Below are 13,812 nucleotides of genomic sequence, written 5' to 3' on the forward strand. Positions count from 1 at the left end.
AGCTTTTTATGCGCTGTTTTATTACAGTTACTATCTTATGTTTTTAATATATAACAGTTTTGGATATTATGCAACCGTTTTATTAAAATTTATTATTTTTTTCGTTACCGCTCCTACGAAGAAGGTTAGAAAACTTGGCCTTTCGCCAAGCTTTTATGGCGAAAAGCCTTAGTACACCTATGCAGGTAATAAAGTTGATTTATACTTTCTTTTCTGCCAACGAAATAGCCCATAAAGAGATCGCTAGTGTAAAATGGCTTGCTAATTTCACCTTTCAATGATTCCATTTGGAGTTATGTCAATAATACGAGCACAAAAATTGGTGCCTTTTTAGTCTTCAAGTTTCAAGCTACTCTTCTCCGAATCCGCCGCCTTTGACAGCTGTTTCGGTACGTGGTGTGCATCTGATGGCGGCTGGGAGAAAAACGCTCATGGGCGCATCAGCCGCATCCGTCAGTGTACCACGAACCGACCGATGCTCCCGATTCGGCGGAGGGGCCCCATCCCCAACCGGTGAATCGGGGCATCGGGCACAGCTGTCAAAGGTAAATGTCACGGCTCCCAGCCTAACCCATCATGTTTGCTTTCCGCGTTTTTGTGACGCCGTTGTATCGCCTCCTTGATCTTGTCTATACTGCCGGTCGAATTGGTTAGGCGACACATAGCCAATGGTGGAATGGGTACGTTCTTCGTTGTAAAAACAGGCAATGTACGCCCAAACGCTCATCTTAGCCTCCTCCCGTGTATCGTAGGTTTCATGGGCAAGCAGATCTTTTTCAATGGTTGCGTGAAAAGACTCGATGCACGCATTGTCATAACAGTCGCCTTTCCGGCTCATGCTTGTGAGCATGCCGTGTTCCCGGAGAATGGCCTGGTAGTCATGGGACGCATATTGGCTTCCCCGATCCGAATGATGGATGAGTCCCTCTTGCGGCGGTTGAAGGCGTATGGCCCGATGTAGGGCGGTCGTAGCCAGTTCTTTCGTAAGACGGTGACTGATATTCCAACCAATGACTTTTCGAGAAAATAAGTCCATCACCGATGCCAGGTAAAGCCAGCCTTCCCGGGTCCAGATATAGGTTATATCTGCTACCCAAGCCTTGTTGGGATAATCCGTATGAAAATCTCGTTTAAGCAGGTTGGGATAAATCGGCTGATGATGATTGGAATCGGTTGTCTTTTTCCCTTTCTTGATAGCGGTCTTCGGACGGAGGCCATATTCTCGCATATAATTCGACACCGTTTTCTGGGTGATCGTAAAGCCTTGATGATTCAGTTCAACCGTTATTCGCGGGCTCCCATAGGTTTCTCGGGATTGAACGAAGATTTCCTTTATGGCTTCGACGATGGATGCCTTCCGCTGTTTTTGCGGGCATTGCGCGCGGTTACGCCATTCATAATAGCCGCCTCTGGAAACTTGCACATCTTCGCCACACGAAACTCGTGTCGGTGTTCCTCGATGAAGGGATAGATTACTCCTGGTTTTTGGCGAAGAAGGCCGCCGCCTTTTTTAGAATCGCCACTTCTTCTTCCAATTCCTCAATTCTTTTCATGTCCCGTTGATGTTGCTCTTCCGCTGGTGTGAGATAACCGTTTCCGAAAAGGGAGTCCCCCTTATCCTCACGATAATTTCTCACCCAATTTTCCAGCGTGCTATCGGAGATCCCATGCTCTCTCGCGACATCTGCTCTCTTTTTTCCCTCGTGAACGATGAGTTTCACCGCATACCGCTTAAATTCTATATCATGATGTTGCACTATCGGCACACTCCTTTAGATCCATTGTAACAATGCACCAATTTTGTGTGTCCAACTTTTATTCTACCTCCACATTACTTATCCATGGCACCTACGATTGAGAGATTTTTGCTTTTGATGGTGTCATAACTCGTTCATGGCGCCTCAGATTGGATGATTTTACTTTCCAGAGGTGCCATTACTTGCTCATGACACCTCTGATTGGGATAATATCCTTTTCGGTGGTGTCATACGGGGGTTTATTTCGGGCGTTCTCTACGAAGAGGCTATTATTAAATATGCCCTCTATTTTAAGCAATCACAACCACTGGGGACAGGTAAATATCTGCCAACGAAAAAAACGCGAACCCTAATGAAAGGTTCGCGTTTTTTATTACAATTCCGCTTTAGCTTTTTCGGCAAGGTCTGCAAAGGCATCCTTATCGTTCACGGCCAGGTCAGCGAGCATTTTACGATTGACGTTAATGTCCGCTTGCTTCAACCCGTGCATGAGACGGCTGTAAGACAGGCCATTCAAACGAGCTGCCGCGTTGATACGTGTAATCCATAGTTTACGGAAATCACGCTTGCGTTGGCGTCGGTCACGGTATGCGTATTGAAGTGATTTTCTCACTTGTTGCTGGGCAGTGCGGAATAAGCGATGTTTTGATCCATAATATCCTTTTGCAAGTTTTAAAACCTTTTTGCGACGACTACGGGCGACTGTTCCACCTTTAACTCTAGGCATCGTCGATCCCTCCTATTCACTCTCGATTGTGTCTTTATTTTTTATATGGGAGCATTGGTTCGACACGTTTTTGGTCACTCTTATCCATTACCGCGTCTTTTCGTAAATGCCGTTTTTGTTTTTGTGTCTGATTACGAAACAAGTGGCTGGTGAATGCATGGTTGCGCTTCAGCTTGCCACTGCCGGTACGCTTAAAACGCTTGGCTGCTCCTCGGTGGGTCTTCATTTTTGGCATGGCGATTTCCTCCTAGCTACGAATTTTGCTTATTATCTTTGTCTTTGTCCGACTTGGGGGCAAGCATCAAAAACATGCTACGCCCATCCATTTTGGGTTTTGTTTCAATAGCTGCAACGTCTTTGGTTTCTTCTGCAAGACGTTCCAAAATCTCTCGGCCAATGGATGAATGCGTAATGGCGCGACCGCGGAAACGAATGGCAGCTTTCACTTTATCGCCTTGCGATAAAAATTTACGTGCATTGCGAAGCTTCGTATTAAAATCATGCTCTTCAATGTTCGGACTCAGTCGCACTTCCTTCACATTGATGACTTTTTGTTTTTTACGTGCTTCACGCTCTTTTTTCTGTTGCTCAAAGCGATATTTCCCGTAGTCCATAACGCGACAGACCGGCGGTTTCGCATTCGGCGCGACGAGAACAAGATCAAGGTCCGCTTGCTCAGCACGATCCAATGCCTCTCGTTTCGATACAATCCCCACTTGGTCCCCATTCGCGTCGATGAGGCGAACCTCGCGGGCGCGAATCCCGTCATTAAGCTTCATATCCTTACGAATAAAGAGCCACCTCCACTAAATTTTTTAGAAAACTTGGCTTTTCGCCAAGCTTTTACGGCAAAAGCCTTAGCTGCACTTATGCAGGAAAGAAAGTTGATTTATACTTTCTTTCCTGCGAAAAATAACCCATAGAAATGTGCCGACAATTTCATTGCAACATGCACACAGCAAAGCTTTGCACACGTAAAAAAGTGAGCGCCGCTCTACACACGGCACCCACTTATCCAATCCGATTCATTCGATTGCTGACCAGTCAACAACCCGTAGGCGTCGATCAGGTGAGAAGCGGGCGCTTCTGCTTGTGTGCAACATGTTCAATTCTTTGTTTAGTTTACAACCCCAGCGCGGGAATGTCAAGAGCAGGGATTCGCAATGAGTCTAGTCAAAGTCTGAATATAAGCACTGGGAGACGCAAAAATATCTATTCCTTCCATTTTGGAGATCACATTCCACTTCCAAACCCTCTCGAAATAGCGCTCCCTTCGTTTGGTAAGGACAATTTGGCCGCAAGTAATCCCTCAAACGGAGGTCGAACTGCACTGAGAGGAATAAGTGAGGCAATGTAACTCCTCATACGGCGTCCGAGCTGCCCCGAGAGGAACAAGTGACGCAATGTAATTCCTCTAACGATGGTCGAGTTGCTCCGAAAGGTACAAGTGGAGCAATGTTTGGGGGATTACAAAGTGGAAAGACGAATCATTACCCGCGTAAACGATCGTGGGAATAAGCGACGATCTCAAAAATACATTAGAAAGAGATATTATTGCTCAAGTTCGCCTTGAATCATTAAGGGAACGCTGCCGACTCGCTTGATTCTACCTTTTCGGTCCACAGCGATCCGCTGAGGACTCGACTCGCTCGTTTTCCCCTTTTGCAATCCGCAGAACGACTCTCTGAGGACACTCAATGAAAAGCCGCCCAGCGGGTTTGTTAATCTCCGGCATGCCGCTGCACAATAAATGGGAACGTCTACCAATCTAAATCGTCCGGATAATCCAATGCCAACCTGATTTCACCAACATCACATTCATATTCTCTGGCCGCTCGTTTTACTTCACCTTCCACATCTCGATATTCTTGTCCATATTCCGCCAGTCTTTTCGCCATGATTGTGATGTTTTTCTTCCGTTTTTCCACATCCATGTCCATAAATCTGATATTCAACAAGTCCACATACTGAGTGGCATACGCGTCAAACCAGGTATAATCCTTAGCCATTAAGTTTATCGTGCGCCGAAACGCAGCGTCAGAAACATTCTCTTTTATACATTGAATAACGGCGGCTTGAAATCCTTTGACTTGGGCAATCGCGCCGTCCCACATCAATTTTTGATCCATCAGGTTAACGTGTTTTTTCGTTATTTTCTTGGCATACAGTCTGATGAAATCATTCAGCGCCATCGTGACAAACAAGACCTCCGGCCATAGAACATTGGCGCATAAATACACATTTTTATCAGAGGTGATCGTTGAAAAAAATTTCATCTTGTCCGCATCCATCCCGTTTTCAACAAAGGTAATATCGCGGGCTCCCAGAAGGGCATAGCGAATGTCATAGCAAACCCCAAGGACTCGAAGACGTGCTTCCTCGTAACGAATAAATTCGTCTTCTTCTCCGACCACGGTGTGCAATGCATCATATAAGGCCTCAAAATCAAAAAAATCACCGTGAATGGAGACGCCTGCATAATTTGGTGTTGATTTAACGTAGATCATAAAGTGTCTCTCATTTCTTTTGTTATTGATTCTGGCTTTAATTCACTTCATTATACCAAAAATACAGCATCTTTGGTCATGTTTAAGACGCCGAAAAGGACTTCTCACATTGTGAAAAGCCCTTCTAAATTTATCATTTTAATTTCGAACCGAGACCCCGCTTTCAAGATTCACCCAATAAGTTGTTTCCTTTTTGATAGATGCGCGCCCAATCTTCATTCGGAATAAGCGACCCGCCAGTTGCCCATGCCACATGGGTTGCTTCCTTCATCTTGGAGGATAAGCCGTGTTTTTCGATATAGGAAGGGTGTTTTGATAATTGTATCGGTCCTTGCAAACCGGAAGCGGCAGAGGGTTCCACTTTTAAACCTTCAGAGTGCATCAGTAAGGCAAGCATTTTAAACAGCTCATCGTCTTCGACGGTATACACGCCGCTAACGAGTTTCTCACTAATTGCCGTCGCAAAACTTGATGGTCTTCCGACGGCCAAGCCATCCGCTTCCGTTACATTGTCGATACCAAAATCCTGGACACTGACCTTTTCATGTTTTTCCGTCATTAGACCGATTAAGACGGAGGGAGAATGCGTAGGTTCAACAAAAAAACAATGAACGTTATCGCCAAATAATTGTTTGAGGCCAAAAGTCAATCCCCCCGGAGACCCTCCCACGCCACAAGGGAGATAAAGAAATAACGGATGATCGCTGTCCACACGGATGTTTAGATCGTCAAGTTGTGCCTTCAATTCGAACGCCGCGATACTGTAACCTAAAAACAAATCCCGGGAATTTTCATCGTCGACAAAGTATCCGTTCGGATTCTCGAGGGACAATTTCCGCCCCTCATTAATCGCCTTGCTGAAGTCGGCACTGTATTCATAAACGTTGGCTCCGCTTTCCTTTAACAAATCTTTCTTCCATTGTTTGGCATCCGCGGACATGTGAACAGAGACGTCAAAGCCGATCGCGGCACTGACGATCCCGATGCTAAGGCCCAAATTGCCGGTGGAACCCACATCAATGGCGTATTGATTAAAAAAACGCTTGAAAGCTGGAGAGGCAAATTTTTCGTAGCTTTCCTGCTGTGTGATCATCCCGTTGTCAATGGCCAATGTTTCCGCATATTTTAGGACTTCAAAAATCCCGCCGCGCGCCTTTATGGATCCGGCAATCGGCAATTCATTGTCGCATTTTAAATACAAAGTCCCTTCGATGTTTCTTTTATAATGATTTTCAAGTTGCGTTTGCACATTCGGAATGGGGCGCAAGGGAGATTCAATGTTCCCATCATTTTCACGCGTTTCCGGAAACATTTTTTCGATAAAGGGACGAAACCGCATCCACATGCCTGCTGCTTCTTTCATATCTGCCGCGCTTACGGAGCATCCGGAAGCAGAAGCGTCCGTCCATTTTTGTTTGTATGGGTTTTCCCACCATACTGGCCTTAACGCTGTGATGTCTTCAAGAAGGGGAAATGCTTTTGTCCAATTTTCCATTAGTTCGCCCAACACCCGATTCTTCATGGCCAAACCCTCCTCGATACTAAGAGCGACTTAGCCTTCTTCGGTAAAAGCATGATACTCCGCTTCATTCATTAGATCTTCAAGTTCATCACGGTCAGCCATTTTCACATCGACCAACCAGCCTTCATCTTCCGGGTTGGCATTGACTAACTCCGGTTCATCTTCCAATCTTTCATTTACGTTCACAACCGTTCCGGAAATCGGAACGTATATTTCCGAAACTGTTTTCACCGACTCAATGGTGCCGATGCTTTCGTTCGCGGCAACCTCTTCATCGACTTCCGGAATTTCCACAAAAACAATATCTCCAAGTTCCTGCTGCGCGTAATCCGATATTCCGATACGCACAATGCCTTCTTCTAACGTTTCTACCCATTCATGTTCTTTGCTATACAATTTACTCATCATAGGTACTCCTTTTAGCTATATAATTTACGTTTGATACCTTCACCTGTTGGTGTAGTTGCAAGCCCCCCAAGGGATGTTTCCCGTAAGGTTCGAGGCATTTCGCTCCCGACCCGATACATCGTTTCGATCACCTCATCACACGGGATGCGACTTTCAATGCCCGCGAGCGCCATATCCGCGGAAGAAAATGCGATCGATGTGCCGATGACGTTCCGTTTAATGCATGGCACTTCCACCAAACCGCCAACCGGATCACACACGAGCCCAAGCAAGGATTTCATCGCCATCGCGGTCCCGTGTACGGCTTGCCTAGGCGTTCCCCCTTTTAATTCCACGATTACACCTGCAGCCATTGCTGTTGCAGATCCGACTTCTGCCTGACACCCACCTGCAGCACCTGAAATAAATGAACGATTGGCGATAATATAGCCAAGGGCACTGGCAGTAAACAGTCCATTCGTTAGCGCATCAAGGGAATAATTATCGTTGTCGCGAAGGGAAAACAAGATCCCCGGGAGCACGCCCGCTGAACCTGCCGTCGGGGTCGCAACAATAACGCCCATTCTGGCATTGCATTCAGACGTTGCCATCGCGTAACGCATGGCCCCGGTAATGAGTGAGCCGGAGAGTGTGTCCCCGCGGTCTATATATTCCCCCATTTTCAACGCATCTCCGCCTGATATGCCGCTTGGGGCAGGGGAGCCGTCCGATTTCCCGGCTTCGACGGCCTCTTGCATTTTTATTAAACGATCTTTCATTTTATGGAAAATATCCTCACGCGTCATTTCCGCCTTTTCGCTTTCCTTGCCGATCATCGCATCAGCAATGCTTACGTTTTTCGCCTCACAGTGTGAAAGCAAACTTTCCATTGAATCAAATGGCACACGTTACACCTCCCGTTTATCATTGGTGAGCATATATAAAGGCAAGCGATTGCATATGGAACGAAAGTCGTCATCTGTACTTAAACGAATCGTCGTTTCCGCATCATTAATGAGAAAGATATGCGACAAACCGCCGCCAAGGGAAACGCCACCCACTTTTACGTGCCGATATCCAGCCTCGGCAACGATGATTGTCGTATTCGGATGATCGTAATAAGGGCATTGATCCTTTTCGAGCAAAAATGAGTAATCGATGTTTTCATCACTTGCGATAGCCAAGGCGTCTTTAATCCGGGTATCCTCTGGCCCCATCCCGAGCAAACCGCCAAGCAGCGCTTTGTCGGTGCCGTGGCCCTGATACGTTTGCGCAAACGAATCATACAAGGTAATGCGGGCCTTTTCAGGTTTGCAGCGGCCGAGGAGTTCGTACGTAAACCGGCCAATGGAAGCCGCTCCCGCAGTATGAGAACTGGACGGCCCCACCATTACGGGGCCGATAATATCAAAACAGCTTTGAAATTCCATCTCTACACTCCTCTCAAGTAACACGTGCTTCTTGTTGGAAAAGAGGAAAGGCTTTGCAAATGTCATTCGTCTTGTTTTTCGCCTGTTCCAGGACATCGGAATTGCCGTTACTTCCCAGGACATCGGCAATAATTTCGCCAATGTTAATCATTTCTTGTTTTCCCATCCCCCGTGTTGTAAGCGCTGCTGTGCCAATTCTAATCCCGCTCGTCACAAACGGTCCCTCCGGATCAAACGGAATCGTATTTTTATTAGCCGTAATGCCGGCTTTTTCCAGCAATTGCTCTGCCTCTTTTCCGGTAAGGTTCCATGGACGGACATCGACGAGCAATAAATGGTTATCGGTTCCGCCTGAAACGAGGGCAGCGCCTTTCTCTTTTAACGTCTCTCCGAGTGTGACTGCGTTTTCCACAATCCGATTGGCATACGTTTTGAATGACGGCTGGAGGGACTCTTTAAAGGAAACGGCTTTTGCGGCAATCACATGCATTAATGGCCCGCCTTGCAGGCCGGGGAAAACAGCCTTGTTAATTCCTTTTGCCATCTCTTTGTCATTCGTTAAAACAAACCCTCCGCGAGGCCCTCTTAATGTTTTATGTGTCGTACTCGTTACAACGTCCGCATAAGGCACCGGCGATGGGTGAACGCCGGCTGCAACAAGTCCGGCAATATGCGCCATATCGACAATCAGTTTTGCATCAACCTTATCGGCAATTTCTTTAAATTTTGCGAAGTCAATGACCCGCGGATAAGCACTCGCACCGGCGATAATGAGTTTCGGTTTTTCTTTTTTTGCCTGATCTTCCAATTGATCGTAATCAATCAAGTGATCGTCTTCCCTTACGCCATAAGAAACAACATCAAACCACTTGCCGGAAATGCTGACAGGACTGCCGTGCGTCAAATGCCCCCCATGGGATAAATCCATCCCCATTACCTTATCCCCGGGTGTTAACTGTGAGTAATAAACAGCCAGGTTGGCGGAGGCTCCGGAATGAGGTTGCACATTCGCATAATCGGCTTGATACAGTTCTTTCAATCGTTCGATCGCCACATTCTCGACAGTATCCATGTTTTCACATCCGCCGTAATACCTTCTCCCCGGATAGCCTTCCGCATATTTGTTCGTCATCACCGATCCCATAGCTTCCAAGACATCTTCGCTCACAAAATTTTCTGACGCTATTAGCTCAAGTGTGTCATGCTGTCTGTCCCGCTCTCCCTCAATTGCCGAAAAAATAGTTGCATCGTTTTCTTTTAAACTCATCAAAATCCCTCCATTTAAAATTATTTTTGGGCAAATAAAAAAGGACAGAAAAAGGCATACACCCTTTTCTCTGTCCTTGTACCTGAGAGTTCAACTCCCGTTTAAGGAGCCTACCCCTTTGGTGGCTTTAGCGCTCTCCAGAGTTGCGTCCCATTGTAGTCATTTTACCTGAGAGATTCATTCACAAGGATTTTTTATGTGAATATTGCCCCTTCGGTGCCGACGCCTAAGTCGGTCTCTCCCACAATGTTCATTCGCAAATTTCATTCAATTTGTTATTATCATAGCAAAGCAAACACCTTAATGCAACACTATTTTGAAATTATTTATACATTTATCCCCACTCACACAAAAGCCTCACTGCCTTGGTATTTCGCGGCTTCTTGCCATACTTGTGCTTTGTTGACCTGCTCATCGGCGTGATAAGAAGAACGAACGAGAGGCCCTGCCTCGCAATGACGGAACCCTTTCTGCATGGCAATTTCTTTGAAACGCGCAAACTCTTCGGGTGTGTAATATTTTTGCACATCCAAATGTTTTTTCGTCGGCTGCAAATATTGCCCGATCGTCATAATATCCACATCGTGGGCACGCAAATCATCCATGACTTCTTCGATTTCTTCGGGCGTTTCCCCAAGGCCGATCATGAGGCTTGATTTCGTCGGAATGTCGGGATGCAACTCCTTGGAATAGCGAAGAAACTCCAGGGAACGATCATACGTCGCGCGTGCGCGAACTTTTTTCGTTAAGCGCCGGACCGTTTCAATATTGTGGTTCAATATATTCGGGCGCGCCTCCATAAGCGTTTGTAAATTGTCATGCAGCCCCATCATATCCGAAGGCAATACTTCAATCGTCGTAAGCGGATTGCGGCGGCGGACGGCGCGAACCGTTTCTGCATACACCCTTGAGCCCCCGTCTTTAAGGTCATCGCGGGCAACAGCCGTAATGACGACGTGTTTTAATCCCATTTGTTCCACCGACTCGGCGACTCGTTCCGGCTCGCCCCAATCAAGTTCATTTGGCAGCCCCGTTTTCACCGCGCAAAATCGGCACCCGCGCGTACACACATCCCCAAGAATCATAAATGTGGCTGTTTTCCTTACGGCCCAGCATTCATGAATGTTTGGACAGCGCGCTTCTTCACAGACCGTATGTAATTTCTTTTCGCGCATCATCTTCTTAAGGCCTTTATAGGATTCATTCGTGTTTAACTTTATTTTTAACCAATCCGGCTTGCGAACGTGCGTTTCTTTTGCCTCCATTTGATCACATCCTTTGCATCAGACGAATAACTATTTTATCATTTTCGGACAATCCCCCCGAATCGTGTCAGCTCCCAAAATGCGTAATGGTTTCGGCGAAGGGATCACTCTCCACCATCCCCGATTGGCTTCCCTTTTTCATCTTCCAACGGGGCTTCGGGACAAACAAAAAAGACAGAAAAAGGTCTCTACACCTTTTCTCTGTCCTTGTACCTGAGAGTTCAACTCCCCGTGACGGAGTTTACCCCTTTGGTGGCTTATGCGCTCTCCAGAGATGCGTCCCATTGCAGTCTTTTTACCTGAGAGATTCATTCACAAGGCATTTATGTGAATGTTGCCCCTTCGGTGCCGACGCTTACGTCGATCTCTCCCACAATGTTCATTCGCAAATATTTATTTGATATTAGTTTAGCAAAAAAGGCGTTGTAAAGCAATGATTATTTGAAAATTATACTTACACATGTTTCTATGACATTGTCTAAATTCCTATGCCTCAAATGCCAGAGCCAGGCTTCTATAATACTCAATCGATCGCAAATAAGCGTCAACGTCCACATATTCATTAGGTTGATGAGCCAACTGCTCGTCACCTGGACCATAAATAAGTGTTGGGATGGTACTTTCGGGATTCAACACGGCTGCATCCGTATAGTAAGAAACACCGTAAACATCGTTATCAGTACCTTTAATATCTTTTGCAGTCTGAATGATTCGACTTGAAGATTCAGTCAAGATCCCGGGCCTATTTAGCAACTCCTCCATTTTAAAGGCAGAGCTATCCTCCTCATTAAAAAGTTCCTCCAACTTCCTGCTTAATTCCATAAAAATTTCATTGTGGGATTGAGGAGGAATTGTTCTAATATCAACGTATATATGGCATTGATCCGGAACAACATTTGCTTGGAGCCCGCCTTCTATTTTATTAATCGATAGACTACTCTCCCCAAGTGGAGCACCAGTTATTTTCCATTCAAGGCGACATTCATCAAGGATCGCCATTACTTCCCTTATCCGTTCAATGGCATTAATCCCTCGATCCGGCATGGCACCATGTGCTGTTTTTCCGAAAGTGAGAATTTTAACCCATAGCGCGCCTTTATGACCGACAACCACTTTCTCTCGGGTTGGTTCACCGATAACCATTGCAGCAGTATTTGACACATCATGATCTTCCAAATACTGTCTCGCCCCGCAACTATCCACTTCTTCCCCTGCTGTAGCAAGAAATACAATGTCGTGAGGCAGCTCTTCGTTTTGCAAATATAATGATTCAATGGCTAGAAACATGGCCGCAAGACCACTTTTCATGTCTGAGGCCCCTCTGCCGTATATTTTATTTTCCACTTTTTTAGCTTCAAATGGCGGGTAATCCCATTTTTGCTCCCCGGGTAAAACCGTATCCATATGCCCGCAAAAGAATAGCTCGCGGCGATCTTTCCCCTTTAGGTGAATGCTAAAGTTACTTCGATTCTGTCCTAAGTCAGTTATTTGGTATGGCAGACCACTTTCCTTACAGCGCTCTGCAAGAAGTTCGGAAATTTTCGATTCATTACCCGGTGGATTAGAGGAATTTATCCTTATCAACTTTTGCAAAAATTGTACCGCGTTCACTTACTGCCCCCATTATTTGCATTTTTAATGGCGTTACTTGCCAACCGTTAACAGCCTCCATATCTTGCGAACAGGTTGAACATGCAATGACAACATCTTCTGTAGCCCTAAGCCGTATATAATCCCCCGGCTTCGATAACGGTTCCTGAATTGTATAATCTCCCAGTTCATCAAGAACATTGTTCATAAACCAATTGATAGGATCCGGAATTTTCACAGGATGTATGCCATGGTTTTCCAGGGCTATTTTTAAATTGTCATGGCAGTTAGGATGGTCTTCGTTGCCAAAATCCATTTTATATCTGTAGTAATCACAGGCAGGGAAGAAGAAATCATGTTTGCCAACCGTATCCTGGACAAATTCCATGAGCGGACGCCGTTTATTGCTGTATAATCCATCACCTTCTTTTAAACGAATGCTACTTAATGATGCGCGCATGTGAACCGGCGACACATACTCCTCTATGTCATGTTTATTAAAACAAACAAAATCTCCAACTTGTTTTCCTTCCACGTCAATGAGAACTAATTCATCTCCAACTTTAAGTTCTACACTTCTTCCTTCATAGGGGGGGATGAAAATTTCTTCTCGTACACCTCCACCATCAACCATACACCTGACCTCCTTAATAGCTCACCTAGTCTTATTCCAAAAACACAGCTACTGCCCGTATCGGCGAACCCGTGCCTTGGCGAATCTTTAATGGCAATCCAAAATATAAAAAACGTTTCCCAGCAATTTGGTCTAAATTACATAAGTTTTCAATATGGGACATTTCATATTGACGGCATATAAGATGGGCGGAAAAGTTTGGGTCCTTAGGATTATCAGGTGCCGGCGCGTCGACGCCTATATTAACGACACCTTTTTCTCCAAGCCATCTACAAGCCTCTATATCCAGGCCTGCATAACGTGTAAGCCACTCATCCGTTCCATATGCCCGGTCATAATGACCGGTATACAAAAGGACAATGTCCCCTTTTTCCAACACTTGACCTGATCTTTGCAACGCGTTTTCAAGGTCACCCGCCGTAATATAATCATCAGGAGAAACATGTGACACATCTAGGCAAATGGATGGACCGTAAAAATATTCGAGTGACATTTCATCAAGTTTCTTTCCGTTCGGGTCGAACTCATAAATTGCATCCGTGTGTGTTGGGCCATGTTCATTAATCAAGAGATTATAAGTGGCAAATTCAAACCCAACTTCCTTTTTAGATTCTTCGTGTGTTTTATTCTGAAAAATAAAGGTTTTTTGGTGAAGGGGAAACACAGGCATACCATTATAAATCTCTTGCGACAAGTCTACTAATTTAACATTACTCATAGGTCGAA

General features: G+C 45.6%; 13 protein-coding genes, 1 pseudogene and 4 riboswitches. All 14 genes and pseudogenes read right to left on the minus strand.

Annotated features, from left to right (window positions below):
- Window positions 1–574 precede the first annotated feature (574 nt).
- Window positions 575–1,760, minus strand: a pseudogene (locus HUG15_RS17460) (IS3 family transposase).
- Between the two features lie 370 nt (window positions 1,761–2,130).
- Entirely contained in the window at window positions 2,131–2,484 is a 354-nt protein-coding gene (gene rplT / locus HUG15_RS17470; RefSeq protein ID WP_200124310.1) for a 50S ribosomal protein L20, read from the minus strand.
- A gap of 34 nt (window positions 2,485–2,518) precedes the next feature.
- A complete protein-coding gene (rpmI, locus tag HUG15_RS17475; protein WP_200124311.1) occupies window positions 2,519–2,719 on the minus strand; it encodes a 50S ribosomal protein L35 in 201 nt (66 codons plus the stop codon).
- Window positions 2,720–2,735: 16 nt separating this feature from the next.
- Complete coding sequence (gene infC, locus HUG15_RS17480; RefSeq protein ID WP_200124312.1) at window positions 2,736–3,263, minus strand: translation initiation factor IF-3; 528 nt, start codon at window positions 3,261–3,263, stop codon at window positions 2,736–2,738.
- 981 nt (window positions 3,264–4,244) lie between these two features.
- Window positions 4,245–4,991 (minus strand): DUF6904 family protein, encoded by a 747-nt coding sequence (locus HUG15_RS17485; RefSeq protein WP_200124313.1) that lies wholly within the window; start codon window positions 4,989–4,991, stop codon window positions 4,245–4,247.
- 163 nt (window positions 4,992–5,154) lie between these two features.
- Window positions 5,155–6,513: a D-serine ammonia-lyase gene (gene dsdA / locus HUG15_RS17490; protein ID WP_200124314.1), complete on the minus strand. Its 1,359-nt coding sequence runs from the start codon at window positions 6,511–6,513 to the stop codon at window positions 5,155–5,157.
- Between the two features lie 30 nt (window positions 6,514–6,543).
- Window positions 6,544–6,918, minus strand: a complete 375-nt coding sequence (gene gcvH, locus HUG15_RS17495; RefSeq protein ID WP_425504015.1) for a glycine cleavage system protein GcvH — start codon at window positions 6,916–6,918, stop codon at window positions 6,544–6,546.
- Between the two features lie 14 nt (window positions 6,919–6,932).
- Window positions 6,933–7,790, minus strand: coding sequence for an L-serine ammonia-lyase, iron-sulfur-dependent, subunit alpha (sdaAA, locus tag HUG15_RS17500; RefSeq protein WP_200129033.1), 858 nt, complete (start codon window positions 7,788–7,790; stop codon window positions 6,933–6,935).
- Window positions 7,791–7,808: 18 nt separating this feature from the next.
- Window positions 7,809–8,330 carry a serine dehydratase beta chain gene (locus HUG15_RS17505; protein WP_200124316.1) on the minus strand — a complete coding sequence of 174 codons (522 nt, stop codon included), beginning with the start codon at window positions 8,328–8,330 and terminating at the stop codon, window positions 7,809–7,811.
- A gap of 13 nt (window positions 8,331–8,343) precedes the next feature.
- Window positions 8,344–9,600 carry a serine hydroxymethyltransferase gene (glyA, locus tag HUG15_RS17510; RefSeq protein ID WP_425504016.1) on the minus strand — a complete coding sequence of 419 codons (1,257 nt, stop codon included), beginning with the start codon at window positions 9,598–9,600 and terminating at the stop codon, window positions 8,344–8,346.
- Between the two features lie 65 nt (window positions 9,601–9,665).
- Window positions 9,666–9,740: riboswitch (glycine riboswitch) on the minus strand.
- Window positions 9,741–9,743: 3 nt separating this feature from the next.
- Window positions 9,744–9,851: riboswitch (glycine riboswitch) on the minus strand.
- A 90-nt stretch (window positions 9,852–9,941) separates the two neighbouring features.
- Window positions 9,942–10,862, minus strand: a complete 921-nt coding sequence (lipA, locus tag HUG15_RS17515) for a lipoyl synthase (RefSeq protein WP_200124318.1) — start codon at window positions 10,860–10,862, stop codon at window positions 9,942–9,944.
- A 198-nt stretch (window positions 10,863–11,060) separates the two neighbouring features.
- A riboswitch (glycine riboswitch) is annotated at window positions 11,061–11,137 on the minus strand.
- Between the two features lie 2 nt (window positions 11,138–11,139).
- A riboswitch (glycine riboswitch) is annotated at window positions 11,140–11,245 on the minus strand.
- Between the two features lie 103 nt (window positions 11,246–11,348).
- Window positions 11,349–12,473 carry a M20 family metallopeptidase gene (locus HUG15_RS17520; protein WP_200124319.1) on the minus strand — a complete coding sequence of 375 codons (1,125 nt, stop codon included), beginning with the start codon at window positions 12,471–12,473 and terminating at the stop codon, window positions 11,349–11,351.
- Window positions 12,424–13,086: a DUF1989 domain-containing protein gene (locus HUG15_RS17525; protein WP_246516385.1), complete on the minus strand. Its 663-nt coding sequence runs from the start codon at window positions 13,084–13,086 to the stop codon at window positions 12,424–12,426. The genes HUG15_RS17520 and HUG15_RS17525 overlap by 50 nt, the downstream gene beginning before the upstream one ends.
- A 31-nt stretch (window positions 13,087–13,117) precedes the next feature.
- Window positions 13,118–13,804, minus strand: coding sequence for a cyclase family protein (locus HUG15_RS17530; RefSeq protein WP_200124320.1), 687 nt, complete (start codon window positions 13,802–13,804; stop codon window positions 13,118–13,120).
- Window positions 13,805–13,812: the final 8 nt, after the last annotated feature.

The sequence above is a fragment of the Salicibibacter cibarius genome (genome assembly GCF_016495725.1).
In the GTDB taxonomy this organism is placed as follows: domain Bacteria; phylum Bacillota; class Bacilli; order Bacillales; family Marinococcaceae; genus Salicibibacter; species Salicibibacter cibarius.

Bases quoted from the DNA above. Each gene is read 5' to 3' on its own strand.
- dsdA (WP_200124314.1), bottom strand. From the start codon at position 6,513: ATGAAGAATCGGGTGTTGGGCGAACTAATGGAAAATTGGACAAAAGCA.
- gcvH (WP_425504015.1), bottom strand. From the start codon at position 6,918: ATGAGTAAATTGTATAGCAAAGAACATGAATGGGTAGAAACGTTAGAA.
- rplT (WP_200124310.1), bottom strand. From the start codon at position 2,484: ATGCCTAGAGTTAAAGGTGGAACAGTCGCCCGTAGTCGTCGCAAAAAG.
- infC (WP_200124312.1), bottom strand. From the start codon at position 3,263: ATGAAGCTTAATGACGGGATTCGCGCCCGCGAGGTTCGCCTCATCGAC.
- HUG15_RS17530 (WP_200124320.1), bottom strand. From the start codon at position 13,804: ATGAGTAATGTTAAATTAGTAGACTTGTCGCAAGAGATTTATAATGGT.
- HUG15_RS17485 (WP_200124313.1), bottom strand. From the start codon at position 4,991: ATGATCTACGTTAAATCAACACCAAATTATGCAGGCGTCTCCATTCAC.
- HUG15_RS17505 (WP_200124316.1), bottom strand. From the start codon at position 8,330: ATGGAATTTCAAAGCTGTTTTGATATTATCGGCCCCGTAATGGTGGGG.
- lipA (WP_200124318.1), bottom strand. From the start codon at position 10,862: ATGGAGGCAAAAGAAACGCACGTTCGCAAGCCGGATTGGTTAAAAATA.
- HUG15_RS17525 (WP_246516385.1), bottom strand. From the start codon at position 13,086: ATGGTTGATGGTGGAGGTGTACGAGAAGAAATTTTCATCCCCCCCTAT.
- rpmI (WP_200124311.1), bottom strand. From the start codon at position 2,719: ATGCCAAAAATGAAGACCCACCGAGGAGCAGCCAAGCGTTTTAAGCGT.
- sdaAA (WP_200129033.1), bottom strand. From the start codon at position 7,790: ATGGAAAGTTTGCTTTCACACTGTGAGGCGAAAAACGTAAGCATTGCT.